The organism is Allobosea sp. R86505 (assembly GCF_042466375.1).
Taxonomy (GTDB): domain Bacteria; phylum Pseudomonadota; class Alphaproteobacteria; order Rhizobiales; family Beijerinckiaceae; genus Allobosea.
In genome coordinates, this window is record NZ_JAXHPY010000001.1 from 3,677,200 (window position 1) to 3,698,852 (window position 21,653).

At 69.9% G+C, this 21,653-nt stretch carries 15 protein-coding genes; 6 read left to right on the forward strand and 9 right to left on the reverse strand.

Translation table 11 applies throughout. The features are described 5' to 3' along the window. The first annotated feature begins 22 nt into the window (after nucleotides 1-22). Nucleotides 23-664: a LabA-like NYN domain-containing protein gene (locus SJY11_RS17750; protein ID WP_376988078.1), complete on the forward strand. Its 642-nt coding sequence runs from the start codon at nucleotides 23-25 to the stop codon at nucleotides 662-664. Nucleotides 665-1,181: 517 nt separating this feature from the next. Here SJY11_RS17750 and smpB read toward each other — a convergent pair. Genes smpB through dapA form a run of 3 tightly spaced genes read right to left on the reverse strand, consistent with a single transcriptional unit; the run spans nucleotide 1,182 to nucleotide 3,245 of the window. After that, nucleotides 1,182-1,655, reverse strand: a complete 474-nt coding sequence (gene smpB, locus SJY11_RS17755) for an SsrA-binding protein SmpB (protein WP_267519057.1) — start codon at nucleotides 1,653-1,655, stop codon at nucleotides 1,182-1,184. Beyond that, complete coding sequence (locus tag SJY11_RS17760; RefSeq protein ID WP_376988079.1) at nucleotides 1,652-2,299, reverse strand: FMN-binding negative transcriptional regulator; 648 nt, start codon at nucleotides 2,297-2,299, stop codon at nucleotides 1,652-1,654. Before SJY11_RS17760 ends, smpB begins: the two co-directional genes overlap by 4 nt. A gap of 52 nt (nucleotides 2,300-2,351) precedes the next feature. Then, the gene (dapA, locus tag SJY11_RS17765; protein ID WP_376988081.1) at nucleotides 2,352-3,245 is read right to left on the reverse strand and encodes a 4-hydroxy-tetrahydrodipicolinate synthase; all 894 of its coding nucleotides are present in this window, start codon (nucleotides 3,243-3,245) and stop codon (nucleotides 2,352-2,354) included. 168 nt (nucleotides 3,246-3,413) lie between these two features. Here dapA and SJY11_RS17770 point away from each other — a divergent pair, with 168 nt between their 5' ends. Together SJY11_RS17770 and SJY11_RS17775 are read left to right on the forward strand one after the other, a co-directional pair. Then, entirely contained in the window at nucleotides 3,414-5,486 is a 2,073-nt protein-coding gene (locus tag SJY11_RS17770; protein ID WP_376988082.1) for a lytic transglycosylase domain-containing protein, read from the forward strand. Between the two features lie 170 nt (nucleotides 5,487-5,656). After that, the gene (locus tag SJY11_RS17775; protein WP_376988083.1) at nucleotides 5,657-6,550 is read left to right on the forward strand and encodes an alpha/beta fold hydrolase; all 894 of its coding nucleotides are present in this window, start codon (nucleotides 5,657-5,659) and stop codon (nucleotides 6,548-6,550) included. A gap of 7 nt (nucleotides 6,551-6,557) precedes the next feature. Here the strand turns inward: SJY11_RS17775 and SJY11_RS17780 are convergent, their stop codons facing one another. The 6 genes from SJY11_RS17780 to SJY11_RS17805 form a co-directional block, all read right to left on the reverse strand. Beyond that, nucleotides 6,558-7,214: a hypothetical protein gene (locus SJY11_RS17780; RefSeq protein WP_376988084.1), complete on the reverse strand. Its 657-nt coding sequence runs from the start codon at nucleotides 7,212-7,214 to the stop codon at nucleotides 6,558-6,560. A gap of 10 nt (nucleotides 7,215-7,224) precedes the next feature. Further along, on the reverse strand, nucleotides 7,225-9,648 hold the full coding sequence (locus SJY11_RS17785) for an OmpA family protein (protein ID WP_376988085.1): 2,424 nt from the start codon (nucleotides 9,646-9,648) through the stop codon (nucleotides 7,225-7,227). A gap of 275 nt (nucleotides 9,649-9,923) precedes the next feature. Continuing rightward, nucleotides 9,924-11,276, reverse strand: a complete 1,353-nt coding sequence (locus tag SJY11_RS17790) for a porin (protein ID WP_376988086.1) — start codon at nucleotides 11,274-11,276, stop codon at nucleotides 9,924-9,926. 404 nt (nucleotides 11,277-11,680) lie between these two features. Continuing rightward, on the reverse strand, nucleotides 11,681-16,015 hold the full coding sequence (locus tag SJY11_RS17795; protein ID WP_376988087.1) for a translocation/assembly module TamB domain-containing protein: 4,335 nt from the start codon (nucleotides 16,013-16,015) through the stop codon (nucleotides 11,681-11,683). Next, a complete protein-coding gene (locus SJY11_RS17800; protein WP_376988088.1) occupies nucleotides 16,015-18,027 on the reverse strand; it encodes an autotransporter assembly complex protein TamA in 2,013 nt (670 codons plus the stop codon). The genes SJY11_RS17795 and SJY11_RS17800 overlap by 1 nt, the downstream gene beginning before the upstream one ends. Before the next feature lie 116 nt (nucleotides 18,028-18,143). Further along, nucleotides 18,144-18,896: a hypothetical protein gene (locus SJY11_RS17805; protein WP_376988089.1), complete on the reverse strand. Its 753-nt coding sequence runs from the start codon at nucleotides 18,894-18,896 to the stop codon at nucleotides 18,144-18,146. A gap of 182 nt (nucleotides 18,897-19,078) precedes the next feature. Here SJY11_RS17805 and SJY11_RS17810 point away from each other — a divergent pair, with 182 nt between their 5' ends. The 3 genes from SJY11_RS17810 (at nucleotide 19,079) to SJY11_RS17820 (ending at nucleotide 21,590) form a co-directional block, all read left to right on the forward strand. Then, nucleotides 19,079-19,576, forward strand: coding sequence for a DUF4142 domain-containing protein (locus tag SJY11_RS17810; protein ID WP_376988090.1), 498 nt, complete (start codon nucleotides 19,079-19,081; stop codon nucleotides 19,574-19,576). Between the two features lie 86 nt (nucleotides 19,577-19,662). Continuing rightward, the gene (locus tag SJY11_RS17815) at nucleotides 19,663-20,592 is read left to right on the forward strand and encodes a LysR family transcriptional regulator (protein WP_376988091.1); all 930 of its coding nucleotides are present in this window, start codon (nucleotides 19,663-19,665) and stop codon (nucleotides 20,590-20,592) included. A 113-nt stretch (nucleotides 20,593-20,705) separates the two neighbouring features. Continuing rightward, nucleotides 20,706-21,590: a shikimate dehydrogenase gene (locus SJY11_RS17820; RefSeq protein WP_376988092.1), complete on the forward strand. Its 885-nt coding sequence runs from the start codon at nucleotides 20,706-20,708 to the stop codon at nucleotides 21,588-21,590. Nucleotides 21,591-21,653 lie beyond the last annotated feature (63 nt).

Consider the following 21,653-nt stretch of genomic DNA (forward strand, 5'->3'; position numbering starts at 1 on the left):
CGATTTCAGACGGAGTGATTCCATGGCGGCCGACCCGCGCATCGCGCTCTTCATCGATGGCGCCAATCTCTACGCGACCTCGAAGCAGCTCGGCTTCGACATGGACTATCGCCGGCTGCTGCGGGAATTCCAGGGCCGCGGCAACCTGATCCGCGCCTTCTATTTCACCACGCTGATCGAGAGCGAGGAGTATTCCTCGATCCGGCCGCTGGTCGACTGGCTCGACTACAACGGCTACCGCGTCATCACCAAGGCGGCCAAGGAGTTCACCGACGCGACCGGGCGCCGGCGGATCAAGGGCAACATGGACATCGAGCTCGCCATCGAGATGCTCGAACTCGCACCCCATCTTGACCAGATCTACCTGTTCTCGGGCGATGGCGATTTCCGCCCGCTGGTCGAGGCAGTGCAGCGCAAGGGCGTGAAGGTCTCGGTGGTCTCGACGGTGTCGACCAGCCCGCCGATGGTCTCCGACGATCTGCGCCGGCAATGCGACGAGTTCATCGACATCGCCCAGTTGATGCAGAAGATCGGCCGCGACCCCTCCGAGCGCAACGCCCGCAGCGGCGGTGGTGGTGCGCCGGGGGGGCCCGTGACGCCCGGCAATCCCGGGCTGGAGCGGCGCTACGGCATCCGACAGGGCGACGAGCCCGCCGAGGGATAAGTCACGACGCACCGAAAGCCCCGGCCGGCTGTTCGCCGCGGGGTTTCGGGCTCTTCAAGTGCGTATCCGAGGGGATGCGCGGGACGCTGGCGGCGTCGCAGTCGACGGCTGCGTGCCGATGTCGATGTCGAATGTCGTGTCGAAGCAGCGCCAACAGCCGCCACCTCGTCCCGCGCGCAGGTGTTTTGTGCCGACCAGATCGCCTTCTGGTTATCCGGGTCACGGGTCGCGCGGCCTGACTCACCCGCGCGATGGCGATCTGCGCCTCCGCCGCCTTCGGCCCGCAACGGCCTCGAACGACGAAACCCGCAACCCCGCCCGGCCGCACGATGCCTCGCGACAGCCCCCTTGGTCGGGCGGAGCGAGGGGAGAATAGGCATGGGTTCGGGGGGCGGGGATAAGAACCCACCGTCATGCTCGGGCTTGACCCGAGCATCTCAGGACCAGACGTCTCCTGCGCCAAATGCTGCCTGAGATTCTCGGGTCTCCGCTGCGCTCCGCCCGAGAATGACGGAGCTTATGCCCCCGCCTTCATGATCCGCGCCTTGTCACGGTTCCAGTCGCGGTTCTTCTCGGTCTCGCGCTTGTCGTGCAGCTTCTTGCCGCGTCCGAGGCCGAGTTCGACCTTGGCCCGGCCCTTGTCGTTGAAATAGACCTTGAGCGGGATCACGGTGTAGCCGTCGCGCTGGATCGCGCCCATCAGCTTGTTGATCTGGCGACGGTGCAGCAGCAGCTTCCGCGGCCGCTTGACGTTGTGGTTGAAGCGGTTGGCCTCGAGATATTCGGGGATATGCGCGTTGAACAGGAAGAGCTCGGTGCCCATCGGCCCGGCGTAGCTCTCCCCGATCGTCGCCTTGCCGCCGCGCAGCGATTTGATCTCGGTGCCCTGCAGCGCGATGCCGGCCTCGAGCGTCTCGGTGATCTCGTAATTGTAGCGCGCCTTGCGGTTGTCGGCCGCGAGCTTGTAGCGCTCCGGATCGGGCTTCTTCATGCCGTCCCTCCCAGTGCATGGGCCTTGACGAGGCTCGCCATCGCCTGCGATTCCGATTCAGGATCGGCCGCCAGCCCGTTGAAAACGCCCAGCTTGTCGGCGTCCTGCCGGTTCTGACTGAGCTTGAACTTGCCGACCAGCGAGGCGATCTCGATCTCGATGCCGACGATGCCGCGCATCTGCGCCGCCACGAACGCTTCCGGCGCGTCGGTGACGTTCCAGGGCTCCTCGCGTGGCGCCTCCTGCTGGCGCGTCAGCGAGTCGAGCTGGGCGTGGAGCCAGGCGGGCTCCTCGATCGTGCGGGCGGGGCCACGGACCTGGACGGTGACGTAGTTCCAGGTCGGCACGACCTTGCCGTGCTCGCGCTTGGAGGCGTACCAGGCCGGGGTGACATAGCGCTCGGTGCCGGTGAAGATCACCAGCGTCTGCGCGCCGGCCGCGATCGCCTTCCATTGCGGGTTGGGGCGGGCGAGATGGGCCCGCAGCACGCCCTGCGCGCCCTCCCCCTCATGCAGCACGAAGGGGACCGGATTGGCGATCAGCCCGTCCTCGCCGGCGCTGACCAGCATCGCGAGCGGGTGGGCGCGCATGACGGCGAAGAGCGCCGCGCGATCCTCAACCTTGAAATGGCTGGGCTCGTACATCCTCGGTCTCCCTGGCGTCGGCCGGGGGACCGGACGGACGCAGACTCCCTATCTAGTCATTCAGCAGGCCGGCGAACACCATGGCGTCGCGGATGACCTTGCCGGTCTCTGCCGTCACCGGCAGCAGCGGCAGGCGGACCTCCTCCTCGATGCGGCCGAGCAAGGCGAGCCCATGCTTGGCGCCGGCGAGGCCGGGCTCCTTGAAGATCGCGTCATGCAGCGGCACGAGGCGGTCCTGCACCTTCAGCGCGCCGGCATAGTCGCCCGCCAGCGCGGCGCTCATCAGATCGGCGCAGAGGCGCGGCGCGACATTGGCGACGACCGAAATGCAGCCATGGCCGCCGGCGGCCATATAGGCCAGCGCCGTCATGTCCTCGCCCGAGAGCTGGATGAAATCCGGCCCCATGGCGTGGCGCTGCTGCGAGACGCGGGCGAGATTGGCGGTGGCGTCCTTCACGCCCGCGATGTTCTTCAGCTCGTAGAGCCGCGCCATCGTCTCGACCGACATGTCGACGACCGACCGCGGCGGGATGTTGTAGATGATGATCGGGATGCCGACCGCATCGTTCACCGCCTGGAAGTGGCGGTACATCCCCTCCTGGGTCGGCTTGTTGTAATAGGGCGTGACGACGAGCACGGCCTGGGCGCCGGCCTTCTCGGCATGAACGGCGAGATCGATCGCCTCGGTGGTGTTGTTCGAGCCGGCGCCGGCGATGACGGGCACGCGGCCCTTCGCCTGCGCGATCACGATCTCGACGACGCGCTTGTGCTCGTCATGGGAGACCGTCGGGCTCTCGCCGGTGGTGCCGACCGGAACCAGCCCGGTGGAGCCGCACTCGATCTGCCACTCGACCAGCGCACGCAGCGCGTCCTCGTCGATCCGGCCGCCTTTGAACGGCGTCACCAGCGCGGGGAGCGAACCGGTGAAGGCGGGATGCTGGGTCATGGAAGCGGCGTCCTGGAGCGAGATTTCGTGACGAGGGCGTCACACATAAACCGTCCCCGACGGCAGGCAAAGCCGGGCTGCCATAAAAACAGGCCCTTGCATGGTTAAGGCTTCATAAACCCCCCTGGCCGAGCATCACGGTCGACGCATCCGACCGTGGAGCCCGCCATGGCCTCGCCTGCCATCCGCTCGCGGATGATCACCCTCTTGCTGCCGCTCCTGCTCGCGACGCCCTCGCTCGCCGGCGACGACGCCGGCCATTCGTCCCAGCGCGATCCGGTCGGCGCCGTCGATGTCGAGACCACGGCGGCGCTGCCGCCCTACCCGGCCGACGCCTTGCGGGCCGCGGAGGTCGATCTCGACGTCCTGACCAAGGGCGTCGCCTCCTATCGCCGGGGCCAATTGTCGGAGGGCGACGCCATCGCTGCCTCGCTCGACGAGCCCACGGCCCGCGCGCTGCTCGAATGGGTCGCGATCCGGAGCGCCACGAGCGTGCTGCCCTTCGCCCGGATCGACGGATTCCTGAAGGCGAATCCGAACTACCCGGCGACGACGCTGTTCCGGAGGCGCGCCGAGGAGATGCTGGTCGCGGAGCGGAAGAAGCCGGACGTCGTGCGGGCGTTCTTCCAGGGCCAGGCGCCGGTCAGCCCCGCCGGCCGCATCGCGCTCGCGCTGGCGCTGGCGGCGGAGGGCCGCAGCGAGGAGGCGAACGCGCTCGCTCGCGAGAGCTGGCTGCAGGACCATCTCGGCGCAACGCTCGAGAAGATCGTGCTGGCGGCGTTCGGCGCGGTTCTGACGCCGGATGATCATCGCCTGCGGGCCGAGCGCTACATCTTCCGCGGCAACGACAGCGCGGCGCTGCGCAATGCGGCGCGGGTCTCGGCCGATTACGTGCTGCTCGCGCGGGCCCGGCTCGCCAGCGGCAAGGCACGACGGCCGATCGCGCCGGCGCTGATCGCCGCGGTGCCGGCCTCGCTGAAGGGCGATGTCTCCTTCGCCTTCCTGCAGGCGCAGCAGGCGCGGCGCGCGGACAAGCCGCAGGAGGCGGCCAAGCTGCTGGCCGGCGTGCCGCGCGACCCGTCCCTCCTCGGCGATGGCGACGGCTGGTGGACGGAGCGGCGCCTGATCGCCCGCAAGCTGCTCGATGACGGCGATGCCGCGACCGCCTATGAGGTCGCGGCCGGCCATGGCGCCGAGGATGCGGCGGAGCGGATCGACGCTGAATGGCATGCCGGCTTCGTGGCGTTGCGCTTCCGCGACCAGCCAGGGATCGCGCTGGAGCATTTCACGGAAGCCGCCCGGCATGCCGAGACGCCGATCTCGGTCTCGCGCGCGGCCTATTGGCAGGGACGCGCCTTCGAGGCGATCGGCCGGGCCGAGGACGCACGGGCGGCCTATGAGCGCGCCGCCGAGCATCCGATCGCCTATTACGGGCAATTGGCGCGGGCGCGGCTGCGCCTTCCCGATTTGCCGCTGCGGCGATCTGCGGCGGCGGCGCTGCAGCATCTGCCCGGCCATGCCGGCGTGCGCCTGCTCTACCGGATCGGCCAGCGCGATCTCGCCGCGCAGATGCTCGTCGATCTCGGACAGCGGCTCCACACCACCCCTGCCCTCGAGGCTCTGGCGGTCATCGCGCAGCGGGAAGGCGACACGCGCGCCCTGCTGGCGCTGGGCAAGAGTGCGCTGCAGCGCGGTTTCCCGCTCGACACCGCCGCCTTCCCGACCACGGGCGTGCCGGAATTTCCCGTGCTCGGCGACCCGATGGAGCGCGCCATCGTCCATGCCATCGCCCGTCAGGAGAGCGCCTTCGACCCGACCGCGACCTCCCATGCCGGCGCGCGCGGGCTGATGCAGATGATGCCGGCGACGGCACGCGAGACGGCGCGGCGCGCCAGCCTGCCCTTCGACTGGCCTCGGCTCGGCCGTGACCCGCTCTATTCGGCGCAAATGGGCGCCGCCCATCTCAACGATTTGCTGAAGGAGTGGCGCGGCTCCTACATCCTGACCTTCGCGGCCTACAATGCCGGCTCCGGCAATGTCCGCAAATGGATCGAGGCCTATGGCGACCCGCGCAAGCCGGAGGTCGATGCGGTCGACTGGATCGAGCGAATTCCCTTCTACGAGACGCGCAACTATGTGCAGCGGGTGATGGAGAACCTGCAGGTCTACCGCCAGCGGCTGAACCAGCGCACGGCCTATCTGATCGACCACGACTTGAAGCGCGGCGGGCGGCGAGATTAGGGTCGCGCCCTGATTTTTTACCAGTTCATGCGCTGTCATCCCGGGCGACCGCAGGGAGACCCGGGATCCATTCCGGACCATCTTTGCCAGCGCTCTGGAATGGATCCCGGATCTCCGCTTCGCTGCGTCCGGGATGACCCGCGGATGGGGACAGCGAAGTGGAGTTCCGAATGCCCGACCACTCAGGCTTCACCTCGCGTTTCATCAGCGCCCGCGACGGCCTGCGGCTGCATCTGCGCGATTACGGCCCGCTGGCGTCCACCGCCCTGCCGGTCGTCTGCCTGCCGGGCTTCGCGCGCACGGCGGCCGATTTCCATGAGCTGGCGCTCGCGCTGTCGCAGGACGAGGCGAAGCCGCGGCGCGTGCTGGCGCTGGATTACCGCGGGCGCGGCCTGTCCGGCTATGACAAGGACTGGAAGAACTACGACATCCGTATCGAGCTCGACGATCTAATGCAGGTGCTGGTGGCGACCGGGATCGAGGCGGCCATCTTCGTCGGCACCTCGCGCGGCGGGCTTTTGACCATGGCGATGGGGGCGGCCCGGCCGGGCGCGATCCGGGGCGTCGTGCTCAACGACATCGGCCCGATCATCGACGCGCGCGGACTGCTGCGCATCCGCGGCTATGTCGGCAAGCTGCCGCTGCCGCGCAGCTTCGCGGAGGGCGCCGAAATCCTGAAGCGGCTCTCCGACCAGCAGTTCCCGCTCTTCGGCGAGGCGGAATGGGAGATGATGGCGCAGCGGACCTGGACCGACCGCGACGGGCCGCTGCGGCCCGACTACGACACCAATCTGATGAAGGTGCTGGAGGAACTCGACCTCGAGGCGCCGTTGCCGATCCTCTGGCCCTATTTCGACGGGCTCAACGCCGTGCCGATGCTGGCGATCCGCGGCGCCAATTCCGATCTGCTGGCGGAGAAGACGCTGGTCGAGATGGGCGAGCGCCACCCGGACTGCGAGACGTTCGTCGCGCCCGGCCAGGGCCATGCGCCGATTCTGGGCAGCAAGGACATGGTGCGCCGGATCGGCCGGCTGATCGCCCGGGCGGAACGCCGGGCGGCCTGAGGTCCGCTCACGCCTTGGCCGGCTCGTCCTCGTCGCGCGAACTCTCGACCAGCCCGGCCCGGGCCCGCACGGCGAATTCGGTCTCGCCGCCTTCAGCCAGCGTCTTGGCCTGGCCGACCCAGTCCTCCCGCTCGATCCGGCCGGGAAAGGCGAGATAGCTGCCGACCCATTCGACATTCGCCGGTGTCCAGGCGGCGATCTGGGTAAAATGCCAGATGCCGAGCGCCTGCAGCCGATCCTCGTTCTGCCGCCCGATGCCCCTGATCAGCTTGAGATCGTCGGGCCCGGCCTCCCTGGCCGCGACGAGCCCGGCCGGGCGCTGCCCGGGAATATCGGCTTCTCCCGGCACCGGAGGCAGTGTCGCGACGGTGCTCTCGATTGGGGGCTCGGTCGAGGCGCGCGCGCCGGACAGAAGTGCGCCCACGACACAGCCGGCGACATAGACCGCGGTGAACAGCAGCGCCGTCTCGACCCAGACGGCGGCAACGCCGTTCAGCAATTGCAGCCAGGTCAGGCCGGCGCCGACCGCCCAGAGGGCTGCGAGCCAGCCGGCGCCGCGCCCCGGCCGCAACGGGCTGCCATCCTGGCCGATCCAGCCCATGACGAGGCCGAGGGCGAAGGCCGCGGCGAGAAACCAGACGAACTGGCTGGTGAGATACAGCATGTCCGCCCCCTTACTTCGCGACCGTGAACTGGACGCGCCGGTTCATCGACCGGGCCTCCGGCGCGCCATGCGGCACCAGCGGCCGCGTGCTCCCGAAGCCCAGCGTCTCCAGCCGCGCCGGATCGATGCCGCGCTGGACCAGTTCGTCCCGCACCCGCAGAGCCCGCCGGGCCGAGAGATCGAGATTGTTGAAGCCGCTGCGCTCGCCGTCGCGGTTGGCGTGGCCCTCGATGGTGATGCGCGTCGTCGGGCACTGCGCCAGGATCGCGACCGCCTCCGCGATGACGCGCTCGGTCGGCGCATCGAGCTGAACGACCGAGGTTCCCTGGGCGAAGAGCACGGTGTTGTTGCGTGTCAGCGCGTCGAGATCGTTCTGGCAGGTCGCCGGCGGATCGACGACGCAACCGGTCTGGCGCAGGCCGATCGAGACATCGGCACGGAACCCCGGCGGAAGCCCGGTTCCGCCGCTGGTCTCGACCTCGCGCTGGATCAGATCGCGGCAGGTCAGGCCGCGCAGGGTGACGAGGTCGTCGACGATCGCGGCCGAGCCGAGATCCAGCCGCAGCAGATTGGTGACCGCCATGATGGCCGCCGCGGCGAAGCCCTCGGGCGCGCCGGGGACAATCTGCGTCTCGTCGCTCATCTTGCCCTGGAGGGGCGACGCCTCGACGAGCGCACGCAAGGCCTCGCGAGTCGCGACGTCCGGCAGATGACCCGAGAGCGAAAGCCCCGTCCGGTCCGCCGAGATCGACAGCCCATAGGGGCGTAGCGCCACCGTCGCGGCCCCCTCGCCGACGAGAGACAGGCCGGCCGGCAGCGGCCGGCGGCGCAGAGCCGCATCGAGTTCGGCCCAGGCGCTTCCATCGGCGACCTGCCCGGCGAGACTCAGCGCCGAGCCGGCCAGGGTCACGGTCCCCTCCCTGAGGCGGCCGAGCAGATCGAGCGCGAAACCCGTCGCCGCAGCATAATCGGCAGCGTCGCGCAAATTCGCTTCCACCGCCATGCGGTCGACGACGGCGCCCGAAGCGGTCAGGCCGCGAGCCCGCGCCAGCAGAGCCTCGCGCGTGGCGGCATCGGGCACGAGGCCCTGCAATGCGACACCATCTTTCCCGATCGCGGCGGACCACGCCAAAGCCCTGGCCGGCGGCGGTGGCGGGGGCGCGGCGATCTCGACGGGTGGCGGGGGTGCGGCAACCTCGACGGGTGGCGGCGTCGGAACCGGAGCCGGCAGTTCCGATGGCAGGAAGATCGGCGCCGGAATCTCCGGCAACGGCGGCATCAGGCTTTCCACCGGTGGCGGCGGCGGGGTCGGCGGCGGTGGCGGCATGTCCGACGGCAGGAAGACCGGCTCCGGGATCGCCGGCAATGGCGGCATCAGGCTCTCGATGGGCGGCGGCGGTTCCGGCGGGCAGGCGATCGTGGCTTGCGCGACCGAATCGGGGCCGTCGCCCTGGGCGATCTGCAGCCGCAGCGACTGGCAGGCCGCATAGGTGTCCGGGCCTTCTCCGGACAGCCGATAGGTGTCCCCTTCCAGTTCAGCCTTGCCTTGCCGCAGCCGCGCCAGGTCCGCAAGCGCGCGGCCGACCTTGACCAGGAAGGCAGCCGGTTGGCCCGCGCCGGGCTTGAGCCGGTCGTCGACGACGATCGGACCGGGGAAGGCGCGGCGCAGCAGGGCCAGAACCTGCTGTCGCACCGCGTCGGACGGGTAGAACCCCTCGAGCCGCACGACATCGCCCGCCAACCGCTCGATGCTCCAGCGATAGGGCGAGATCACAGAGGGCTCGAGGCTGCACGGCACGGCCTGGAAGCCGTCGCGCGCCAGGCGGCCAAGGGCCGCCTGCAAGCCGAGATAAGCGTCCGGCCCCGTCGCCCGCCCCTCGAGGCAGAAGCGCGTGTCGTCGAGCGCGACCTTGCCGGTCGCCAGTTGCGGCAGTTCGGCCAGGGTCGCCTCCGCCATCGTGCGGAAACCGGTCGGTGCGCCGAACGCGAAGGTCTGACGGTCCTCGACCTTGGCACCCGGCAGTGCCTTTTCCGCCGCGGCGACGAGCGCGCGGGCGGTCTCCTCGTCGGGGACGAAGCCTCCGAGCGTCACGACCTCGCCCTGGCGCGCGGCCGACCAGCTATAGGGACGTTGCGGGACAACCTGGGACAGCCCGCCGAGCGCGCGCCGGACGCCGAATTCGGCCCGCAACCGCGCCAGAGCCCGCGCGGCGCCGTCAGCCGACAGGGCCTCGCCGCTGATCGTGACGTCGCGCCCGTCGATCTGAGCTGTGACCGGGCGCGCACCCGGCGCTTCGCCTGCGACGGCGACCGCCGCGGCGACAGCGCGCCGTGTCACGTCGCGCTCGATGGACTCGTCGAGAACCCAATTCCCGGCACCCCAGAGCAGCGCCAGCGGCACAAGTCCCCAAAGCCAACGTCCCGGCTGCGACATTCCTCACCCCCAAGCCCCTTCGCCCCCGGGCCGGACGCGTCGAGGCTCGAGCACCGGAAGCGGCGTACTGCGGTACGGATGGAAAGCCGCGACGGGTGCTCCTGGTCGAGCGGAGATCACGGTCCCCGTCCGAACGCGGCGACCTCACCAACAAGGCGTCTCGCTCAGCGACTGTCAACAGGCGAACCGCCTGCGGCGGCGCCGGGAGAAACAGGAAAACACAAAAAAAGCCCCGGGTTTCCCCGGGGCTTCCTGACTGAGATCGCTTGAGACGATCAGAAGTCGCGCTGGATGCGCAGACGGCCAGCGAAGGCGTCGTCCGACTTGATCGTCCGGGCCGGACCACCGAGAGCGACCGACTTGGCGTCGGCGATGCGGCGGCTGAACTCGACGCGCGAGTAGAGAACCTCGACACCGATATCCAGGCCGGAGACCGGCGACCAGACGAGGTTCGCGCCGAGCACCAGTTCCTTCGGGTTCAGACCCTTGAGGGTGGTGGCGACACCGCCGACGACCGGACCGGCCACGCGGCCCATCGTGAGCTCCGAATACGAAGCGATGAGGTCCGAACGGATCTGCGGGGTCCAGAAGTGACGGAAGCCAGCCACGATCGCGAAGCCCGTCGTCGACTTGGTGCCGACGCCGGTGATCGGGTTGACGGTGAAGTCACCGACCACGCCCAGAGCACGACCAACGCCTGCCGCACCGCCCCAACCGAGATAACCGATCGCGCCGTCGGCATAAGCCGCCTGCAACCAGAGCTGATCGCCAGCGGCGATCATCGGCAGGTTGAACTTCACACCACCCTGGATGGCGAAGCCGAAGTCATCGCCACTATCCACCACGCGACCGACGGCAACGCGATTCGTGCCGCGATCGCTGACAGCACCCGACAGCTGGGCCGAACCCCAACCCTGATCGACGCGCAGCGAGGCGACGATGTCAGGCATCACGGAGCCCTGGTAAACGCGACCGCCAGCAGCACCAGCGGCGCTGAGGACGTTGCTGAAGCCCGTGGTGTTGCCGTCTTCGAGCGACAGGGTGGCCGTGAAGCCGCCGCCGAACGAAGCGGTGTAGGCCAACAGGTTCGTCGAACGGTCCGACGTGCGCAGCGAGCTGAAGCCGAGGTCGTTGGCGTAGAAGTCGAAGAACGACTGCGCCTTACCAGCGGTGATCGGCCCGAACTGGATGAACGCCTTGTCGAGCGAGGCGCCATTGCCTTCGTTCAGGCGGCCGTTCAGGCTGAACGGGTTCACGCCGTTGTTCAGCGCGCCGTAACGGTACGAACCGGTACGGGTGTTGATGTCGTGACGGATGAAGGTGCGCAGCGTGCCATAGGCGGTCGCGGTGCGGGCGTCGACGAAGATACGGCCGAGAGCGCGGGTGCCGTAGGAATCCTGACGCTCGCTCCAGCGCTCACCGAAGGTGTACTCGGCGCGAACGCGGCCGCCGACGCGGAGGCAGGTCTCGGTGCCGGGGATGTAGAAGAAGCCTGCGCCATAGGCGGAGCAGACGCGAACGTATTCGACCGGAGCGGCCTTCCGCGAGGGAAGGTCGGCGGCCTGAGCCCCGGCGACCGCGGCGAAGCCGGCGGCGGAACCGAGGAGGAGGCTCTTAACGAGCTTCATTGGTAACCTCCAAAAGAGTTTCGAGACCCTCGGGCTTCCACCGCTTCATTGGTGAGAGGCCCCAGGAGACCCTTTCACCGAACCGGCTTGTTCCCGGTCTTTCGCCCGCGTCCCTGACCATTCAGAGGCGAAGACGAAAAACAGCGACCGGGAACGTCCCGACGCAGGACAACCATACGAAAGCCCCTCCGCCGATCAACCGCGATCACGCCGCCGCGAGGTCCCCGGGGGTGCTTTGGAACCCGGTGTTGCAGGCAGGCCACGGTTTGAGGGTCGAAATTTACACCCGGTTAACTGCACCGCGCCGGCAGGGGCGATTTGGAGCCGTTCCAAAGCAGAATCACGGGCATCGCTTCGGGCGAGACCGCTGCGGCAGGCCGGGGAGCGATTCCCCTCGGCGCCCTTCAGTATTCCCACTCGGCACCGACGCCGACGGCCGCGCCGCCCTCGGCATTGGTCTCGGCCTGGAGCTTGAGCCGGCGGGTCAGGTCGATGTTGACCGACACGCCCGTGTCCTCGGGCCGCGCCCCGGCCTTCACGCCGACGGAAACGTTGTCGCTGATGTAGCGCGAGACGCCGATCGTGGGCCCTCCCTCTCCGACGCCGATGTCCAGATTGTCGACGCCGAGCGATTTGCGCAGCCGCTCGAAGGAATCATCCCCGCCGCCGCCGGCGAACTGGGCCGCCGTCTGCGCCAGCTGCAGCGCCTGGAAGGGCGAGAGCGAACCCGAGGCGCGCGCGAACAGGAGACGCGAGAGCACCTCGTCCTGCGGCAGGTCCGGATCGGAGGTGAAGGCGAAGGCGGGCTGATCGGCCGGGCCGGTGACGATGACGCGGGCGGTGACGTCGCCCGCGCGGGTTTCCGCGACAAAATCGAGTTCCGGCAGCGTGCCGCCGGTGAAGGTCAGACGGCCGCGGCTGAAATCGAGCCGCTGGCTCAGGACCGAGAGGCGCCCGCGGCGCAGCTCGAAACCGCCGTCGAGCTGCGGCGACGCCAGGCTGCCGCCGACGCGAAGCTGGCCGCCGAGTTCGGCATCGATGCCGCGGCCCCGGACGAAGACGCGGTTGGGAGCCGAGACCGTCAGCGCGAGCGCCGCGTCGAAGGCGGGTGCCGGCCGGCCTCCGCGCGTCGTCGCGCGGCCGGCGCGCTTTTGCGCGGCGAGACGGGCGGCGGCGGTGCCGGTCGCGCGGACATGCTTGATTCCATCGACGGGACGCAGCGTCGCGGGGAGCCTGCTCGGAACCGTGACGGTCAGCGAGAGGACATCGACGCGCCCGCCGATCCGCGGGCGCTGCGCCAGCGGCCCGGCGAGTTCGAGATCGAGATTGGCGACCGCGGTGACGATGTCGCTGGAAAGGAGCTGCGCACGGTTGCCCCGGACCCGGACGGAACCGGGGAAGCCCGCCGCTGGGTTGAGCGCGACGCGGCCACTGGCCGTCAGCGTGCCGCCATTGGGCGTGCTGGCGCTGGCGCGCTCGATGGTGAGATTCTCGCCCTGCGCGGCGATGCGCGCCTCGACCGCCGTCAGGCGGATGCCTTGCAGCACGTCGGTGAAGCTGCCGCCGGTGAGGGTGGCGGTGCCCGACAGGCGCGGGTCGGATAGGCTGCCGGCCGCGCGCAGGTTGAGCGCGACCGCGCCGGTGACCCGCCGCCCCTGCGCGCCGATCAGCGGATTGGCGAGCGCGGCATCGAGCCGCCCGCGCGCGGCGAGGTCGAGCATGCCCTGCGCATTCAGCGGGGCCGTGCCGCGCAGGGTCAGGCTGGCGCCGCGGCCGGCATCGACCTGGGCGTCGACGGTCGTGACGTCGCCCTGGAGCGCGCCCGACGCCGCGATCTCGACGGGCGGCAGGCCGGCCCGGCGGGTCTCGGGCGTCACCAGACGCGCGACCTTGACGCTCCAGGGTCCGGTCGGCGCGGCCGCGCTGCCGCCGATCTTCGCCTGCGCCTCGAGCGTGCCGGAGAGATCGAGCCCCGGCGCGAGGATCCGGGCCGCCGACAGCGGGACGTTGCGGGCGGCGATGTCGAGATCGAGCGTGTCGCCCGCCCGGCCGGCCAGCGTCAGGCGCCCCTTCTCGACCGCCAGCGCGAAGCCGTCGATCTCGACGCCCCCCGCCGGGAAGCGGAGGCTGGCGGGGTTGGCGAGCGCGATGCGGCGGCCGTCGCGACGGGCCTCGAAGCTCGCCAGTTCGAGGCTGAGCGGCTCGCCGGGCACGATCCGGCCGGCACCGTTGAGGGCAAAGCCACGCGCGGCCGCGCTCAGGGTGAAGGCGCTGGCGTCCGGCGCGCCTTTCGAGTCGAAGCGGATGGCGCTGATCGCCTCGCCGGCCACGACCGCGCGGTCGATGGCGAGCGACGCGTCGAGCTGCGGGCGGCCATAGACGTCGCGGGCGGCCGCGGTGGTGTCGAGGCGGTCGATCGCCAGCGAGGGGCCGGCGAGCTTCGTGCCTTTGGCGGTGAGATCGAGGTTCTGGCGGCCCTCGACGACGGCGAGGCGGATGTCGGCGTCGAGCCGGCCGCCGAGCTTGGTCAGGGCGAGTGCCGAGAGATCGTCGAGATTGCGCGCCGCCAGGGTCAGCCGGCCTTCGGCGCGGGTGGTGGGATCGAGCGTCAGCGCGCCGTTCAGGCGTACCGAGCCGATGGCGATGTCGAGCGACGACAGGTTCCAGCCGTCTCCCGGCAGGCGCGCCAGGGCCAGCGTGCCGGTGGCGGGCTTGGAGTCGATCTCGCCGTCCAGGGTCAGGCGGGTGTCGAGCGCGCCCTGGAGATCGCGAACGACGGCATCGATCGCGAGCCGCGGGATCGGCCGGGCGAGCGCGGTGGCATCGGCGACCGCGATGCGGGCGGTGGCGTCGAGCCGGTCGCGCGGGCCGGTGATCCGGGCGGTGACGTCGCCGCGGCCCGAGAGGCGCGGATCGGCGCGCCTGAGGTCGGGCATCGACAAGGCGAGCCCGAGATCAGAGGCCTGCCGGCCGATGCCGCCGTCCGCGGTGATGGCGGCGTGCTCACCAGCCAGCCTCAGCCCGGAGACGGTGAGGTCGCCCGCTTGCGACCGGACCCGGCCGTCGAGCGTCAGATTGCCGGCCAGCAGCCGGTCGAGCCGGGCATCGCCGGTGGACAGGCGGTCCCCTCGCCCGCTCAGGGTCGCGGCGTAATCGTTGCGGCGGGGCGTGGCGTCGATCTCGGCCCCGAATTCGGCCCGGCCCGCGAGCGGGCGACCGGCGAGGCCGCTCAACCGGGCGAGATCGGGCAGCACGGCCTGAAGCCGGCCGAGGACGCGGGCATTGCCCGCCTTGCCGGTGTAGTCCAGCTCCACGCCCGACATCGCCAGCCGCAGCCTCTCGAAATCGGCCGTGCCGTCGTCCTGGGCGACGCCCCTGAGCGTGAAGCCGACCCGATCACCGACGGCACGCGCCAGCGCGCGGTCAGCCAGGGTGATGCCGGTGGCCTCGCCGTCGGCCGTGAGGGTCACACGCGTCCCGGGCTCGCCGATGGTTCCTGTCGGCGTGGCGTTAAAGGTGAGCCCGAGGCTGGCGAAGCCACCGGCCGGCAGGCTGGCCTGTTGCGCGTCGAGCGTCGCGACGATCGTCGGCCCCGCAACCGGCCCCTTGATCGTGGCGTCGAAGGCGAGCTTGCCGATCTCGGTGCCCGAGGCGACCGTCTTGCCTTCCGCATTGGGGCGGGCGGCGGCGGTGACGCGCAGGTCGAGCATCTTGTCGGCGGTGTAGCGGCCGAGCACGTCGAGCCGGGCCAGGGCCGAGACCAGCGCCATGTTGCGGATGTCGATGGCGCCTCCATCGGCGAAGCCGACCGAGCCGTCGAGGCGGGTCGAGCCGGCGAAGACCGGCGCGACGGGCGCCGGCATCAGCCCCTCGATGCGGGCATCCAGCGCGAGATCGAGTTTGCGTTCGGTCCCGGTGCGATCGAGCCGGGCATCGCCGCGGGCGCCGATGGTGGGGCCGGCATTGAAGATCAGGGTCGAGCCGAAGGAATCGAGCGGGCCGTCGCCGCCGAGATCGAGCGTCACCGGCGGCTCGCCCGGCAGGCCTGCGACCTTCGAGATCAGCCCGCCCGCCGGCTCGTCGAGCTTGACGTCGAGCTGCAGGCGGGTCGTCTCGGGCACGAAGACGATACTGACGTTGAACTGGCCGCCGGCATCGAGCCGGCGCGCCGCGAGCTTGAGGTCGAGGCCTTCGCTCGGCGGGCCCAGCGTCGCCGAACCGGTGGCGCCCAGCGTCGCGGGCACGCCCAGGACCGGCTCGCCCAGAACCAGTTCGTTCAACTGGAAGGCGCGCACGATGACCTTCAACGGCAATTCCGGCAGGATCGGCTGGTCGCTCGGCGGGGCGGCGCCCGCCGGCTGCGGCGCCTGACGGCGCAGGAGTTCGAGCCGGCCGATCTCGAGCCGGTCGACATCGAGCCGGCGCAGCAGCAGTGCGCTGCGCGTCCAGATCAGGCGCACGCGGTCGAGCCGCAGCCAGGGGCCGTCGCGGTCCGACAGGACGATGTCCAGGATCTCGACATCCGATGAGAGCGCGCCGTTGACCGCGCCGATCGAGACCTGGCTGGTGTCGCTCGACAGGGCCTTGGAGATCAGATCGGCGACGACGCCGCGATCGGTCTGGGCGTTCTGGGCGAAGCCGCCGAAGGGCGCGAAGGCGAGCAGGCCCGCGAGCAGCAGCAGGGCCGGCAGGGCGAGGCGGAGCGTCAGCGGCCGCAGCGATGTGAGAACGCGGCGCATTAGAAGGACTGCCCGATGCTGACATAGAGCGCGACCGGCTTGTCGCCCTTGCGCGGGTTGAGCGGCGCGGCGACGTCGACGCGGATCGGCCCGATCGCGGTGTAGTAGCGCAGGCCCAGCCCGGCGGACATCTGCAGGCGCTGCTTGAAGTCGGGCACGCTGCCCTCGAAGGCGGTGCCGGCATCGAAGAAAGGCACGACGCCGATCGTATCGGTGATCTTGATGCGCGCCTCGAGCGAGGCCTCGAACAGGCTGCGCCCGCCGGTCAGCCGGAAGAGCGGCCCGAGCGGCGAGAGCGAGCGATAGGCATAGCCGCGCACCGAGCCGCCGCCGCCTGCATAGAAGCGACGCGTGGCGGGGATGTCGTCGAGATCGGCGCCCGCGATCGAGCCCAGCCCGACGCGTCCCGCCAGGACATAGCGGGCGTCCTCGTCGAGCGCGTAAAAGGCGGCGAGCGACGCCTTGCTCTGGACGATGCCAACGGTGGAGCCGAGGAAGGTCGGATAGGGCGCGACCGAGGCGGTGGCGCGGATGCCGCGGGTGGCGTCGAGCAGGCTGTCGGTCGAATCGTATTTCACCGAAAGCGGGATGCCGACGAGAGTGTAGTCGACCTGGCCGAGCACGTCGCTGGTCTGGCCGCGCTCGACCTCGAGGCCGGCCTGGACCGAGAAGGTGTCGCTGAAGCGGCGCTGGATCGCGGTGGTGACGTTGCCGTAGCGGGCGGTGTAGCCGCCGAAGCGGTTGGTGCCGACACGCTGGCGCGTCGCGACGCCGTCGAGCAGCCAGTCATAGCGGCTGCCGCCGAGCGCGGGCTTGAGGAAGCTGAAGGAGAAACGGCCGCCGAGATCGGAGCGCTCGAAATCCTCGAATTTGGTGATCTTGGTGCCGTCGATGCGGGGCGCGAGGAAGACGTCGGCCTCGAGCCGCAGGCGCTCGGCGCCCCCGAACAGGTTGCGGTGTTCCCAGTAGGTCTTCACCGCCGGGCCGTCGATCGTGGAATAGCGCGCCGAAAAGCCGAGCAGGCGCTTGGGCCGCTCGGTCACCTCGACGAAGATGGGCAGGTTTCCGGTGCCGTCCAGGCTCTCGGCCTCGCGGATCCGGACGGAGCCGACGGCGGGCACGGTCGCGATCGATTTGCGGGTGTCGGTGAGCGCCTTGGGCGAATAGGGATCGCCCGGCTCGAGATAGATGAAGGAGCGGATGACGGCGGGCGGGATGTCCCCGGTTTCCGTCACCGAAACCGCGCCGAATCCGGCGATCGGACCCGGCTCGACCACATAGGTGATGTCCATCACGCGCGCGGCGTGGTCGACGACCGGGCGCAGCTCGACCACCTTGGCGAGCGGGCGCGACTGGGCACGCAGATGATCGACCAGCGCCGCCCGCGCCGCCCGCAGCGAGGCGGAGGTCGCGGGGTCGCCCGGGTTGAGGCGGCTGACCTTGAGCGGATCGGCGATGGCGGGCGCGCCGGACGCGCCACGCTCGGCGACATCGACCTGGCGCAGCGCAAAAACGGGACCCGGCCTGATCGTCGCGGTGATCGGCACGGGCTCGCGGTTGCGATGCGATTCGAGCGCGCGGATCAGCCTCGCATCGGGCTCGGCCCCGACGCGCAGCGCGACGCCATCGACCACGAGCGCGACCTCGGCATTGAAATAGCCCTGCGACCAGAGCGCATCGACCAGCGGATTGAGGTCGGCCGCCATGCGGCGCGCCAGGGTCTCGCCGTCGGGCGGTGCATCCTGACGCAGCCGGTAGAGCAGCGAGGCGTCCTGGAGGATGCGGGTCAGCGACTTCGCGTCATCGGCTTCGCCGAGATCGAAGTCGAGCTGGTAGGGCAGCGTCGCAGCCGTGACGGCGGGCGGTTCGTCCTTCTTGGTGAAGAGGCCGAACAGATCCAGCGACGACAGATCGAAGGCCTGCACCGGCACCGGCCGCAGGGCGGCCATCAGGGCGAGCGCACAGGTGCCGCTCAGCGCAACCGCGCTGCCCGCTCTCCGCCATAACCGCATCCGACCTCCAAGCAACCCCCCGCACCACGCAACCGGACCATCCTACCGATGTTCCGCGGTCGACCATACAGAAAGATATCGAGCGCGGGCAAATGCGGTGGATTCGATCGTCTTGGCTAACGAAGCGTTAGCGATACCGACCCCAGCGGAGCGAGCTTCGTGACGATCTCGCCCTTGCCCGGCGAGAGCACGCCGCCGCAGAGGCTGCCCGTGGTGACGATCTGGCCGGCGCGCAGGCCGCCCATCAACTCGTCCTTGCGGTTGGCCCAGGCGAGGAACGGCGCCATCGGATCGCCGTTTCCATGGACCGCCGGCTGGTCGTAGATCGTGACGCCGTTGAGTGAGATGAAGCAGCCGAGGCCCGTCAGGTCGTCCAGGACCTTCATGTCGAGCTCCTGGCCGAGATAGTAACCGCCATGGCCGAGCGCGTCGGCCAACCAGAGCGCGAAGGGCACGCCCTGCCAGTTGGCGAGCCGGCTCTCGACGATCTCGATGCCGAGATAGGCCTTGTCGCAATGGCCGAGCAGCTCGGCCCGCGAATAGGGCTGGTTCGGGCGCATCGGCACGTCCTTGGCCAGCCGCAGCGCGATCTCGATCTCGACGCGCAGCTCGGCGCCGATGGCGCCGTCATAGACGTCACCGGGAGCGAGCCAGGGACCCGGCATCAGACCGGCCACGGGCGTGCCGTCCTCGGCGATGGCGACCTTCCAGCCGGCCTGCGCATGGCCCAGCGCCTTCGCGATGTCGGCCTGGATCGCCAGCCCGTCGAGGAACGAGCCCGGCACCGGCTGCTCGGCCATCTCGATCAGGCTCTTGTCGCGGCGGCTTGCGACCAGCGCGGCGCGCAGGGTCTCCTGGGTGGTCGGCATGGCGTCTCGTCCCTGTCCTCGTCGTCCCGGCCTGGCCGGTGTTCGGGCGGCACCCTGCACGAGCAGCGGCCGCGAGACCACCCCTGCAGCGACGGCGCCGCGACGGCGCAGACCGGGAACCGCTGCGGCGCGACCGGGTTGACCTTGCATCCATCCGCTTTCCGGAAAGGCAGCATGCCGCGATGCAACGGCTTCTCCCGATCATGACCGCGACCCTGCTGTGGTCGCTCAGTGCAGCGGCCCAGACCCCGATGCCGCCGCAGGATTTCGTCCACAAGGCCGCGGTCTCGACGATGTTCGCGGTCGAATCGGCGACGCTCGCCCTGCACAAGACGAGTTCGCCCGAGATCAAGAGCTTCGCCCACCGGCTCGCCGACGACCGCGGCACCACCGCCAGCAGCCTGAGGCAGATCATCGCCCGGCGCTCGGACATCGCGCTGCCGCAGCGCCCCGACGGGCGACAGCTCGATCTGCTGCGCGACCTCGCTGCGCTGCAGGGTCCGGAGTTCGACCGCGCCTATGTGCTGGCCCAGCGCGCGGCGCAGGAGGAGAGCCTCGCCGTGATCGCGGCCTATGCCGAGACGGGCTCCGACCCCGAGCTCAGGGCTTTCGCCGAACAGACGCTGCCGGTGCTGCAGAAGCTGGATGCCGAGGCGAAGGCGCTACCGAAGCCGCAGTAGCCGCCTCCCCGGCTCCGATCCCTTGACAGCCGAACGCCGCTCCCCTCCGCTCGGCGTCAAAAGACGCTGAGGGGACAAAAACGGCCATGCTCACCTTGCGGCAGATCGAGGTGATCCGCGCCATCATGATCACCGGCACGATCAGCGGCGCGGCGAAGCTGCTCGCGGTGTCGGCGCCGGGCATCAGCCGGCTGATGAAGCATACCGAAAGGACACTGCGGCTGAAGCTGTTCGAGCGTCGCCATGGGCGTTATGTGCCGACGCCGGAAGCCAAGGACATCTTCGAGCAGATCAACGGCGTCTACAAAAAGGTCGACGACCTCCACTACACGCTGGCGCGGATCGAGCGCGGCGGCGGCGTCGAGTTGCGGATCGGCTCGGTGCCGAGCATCTGCCACGTCATGGTGCCGCGCGCGATCGAGAAGCTGAAGCGCAAGCACCCCGATCTGCGGCTCGACATCAACATCCTCAAGATCGAGGAGGCGCTCGACTATCTGCTGCTGGGCCGCGGCGAGATCGCAGCGATGAGCTACAAGCTCGACCATCCCGGCATCGACTTCGTGCCGCTGTCGATGGGCGAATTGCTGTGCATCGTGCCCGAGGGCCATGAGCTGGCGACGCGGACCGTCATCTCGGCCTCCGAGATCGTGCGCCACCCGCTGATCGGCATCGACCCCAACGACCCCTATGGCCGGATCATGGCCGAGATCTTCAGCCGCCAGGGCCTCGCCTACGACATCGTCATCAAGGCCCGCTTCGGCACGACCGTCTGCTCGCTGGTGCGGGCGGGGCTCGGCATCGCGGTGATCGACCAGTTCACCGTGGCGCATGGCTCGATGCAGGGCATTGCCACGATCCCGATCGCCGAGCCGACGCAGTTCCAGACCTATGTCGCGATCAAGAACGACAAGGCGCCGTCCGTCTATGCCGAGACCTTCGTGACGCTGCTGCGGCAGGAAATGGACGCGGTGGTCAGGCCGCGTGCCCCAGAGGCCCGCAGCCGGCTGGCAGGATAACATCAGGTTAGGTAATGCGATCAAATTGGTCATCGCGTTAGCGCGAGCGATCGGCTTATCTGACGGCGGCAACGCCTGCTAAGACGATGGGCGAGCCACACAGGGACGAGACGATGCCGGACATTGCCATCGCCAACCGGACGAAGCGCGTGCTGCTGGGCCTGATCGGAACGCCGATCGCCCATTCCGCCGCGCCGGCGATGCATGAGGCCGCCGCACGCGCGGCCGGCTTCGAGCTGCACTACCATCTGATCGAGGTCGCCGGCGCAGGCCGCGCCGATCTGGTCGCGATCCTCGATGGCGTGCGGCGCATGGGCTTCTCGGGCATCAACGTCACCTACCCCTACAAGGAGGCGGTGGTGCCGCTGCTCGATGCGCTCTCGCCGGAAGCGCGGGCCATGGGGGCCGTCAACACGGTGGTGGCGCGCGACGGCGTGCTGACCGGCCACAACACCGATGCGACCGGCTTCGCCACCGCCTATCGCGCGCTCGGCCGCGCCGATGGCGACGCCCCCGTCGCGATCATCGGCACGGGCGGGGTGGGCAAGGCGATCGGCTTCGCGCTCGCCGCCACCGGCGTCAGCCATTTGCGGCTCTACGACAGCGACCGCGCCAAGGCGCAGGCGCTGGCGGACCAGATCGGCGAGCGTGCGCGGGTTACGATCTGCGACAGCGTCGAGGCGGCGGTGTCGGGCGCGGCCGGCCTCGTCAACGGCACGCCGGTCGGCATGCTGCCCAACCGCGACAGCCCCGTGCCGGCCGATCTCATTCGAAAGTCGCAGTGGGTGGCCGACGCCGTCTATCATCCCCTCTGGACACCGTTGCTCAAAGCCGCGCAGAAGGCGGGCGCCACGGTGATGACGGGGCGTGAGCTCAGCATCAACCAGGCCGTCGACGCCTTTGCGCTGTTCACGGGGGTGCAGCCCCCGGACGGCGCGATCGCCGACGCCTTCGACCGATCGCTCGCCGCGCAGGAGGCCAGGCACCGCGCAGCGTGAGGTCACCCCACTTCGAAGACGGCCCGCGGGCCACCCGCGAAGACCAAGAAAAAACGAACCAAG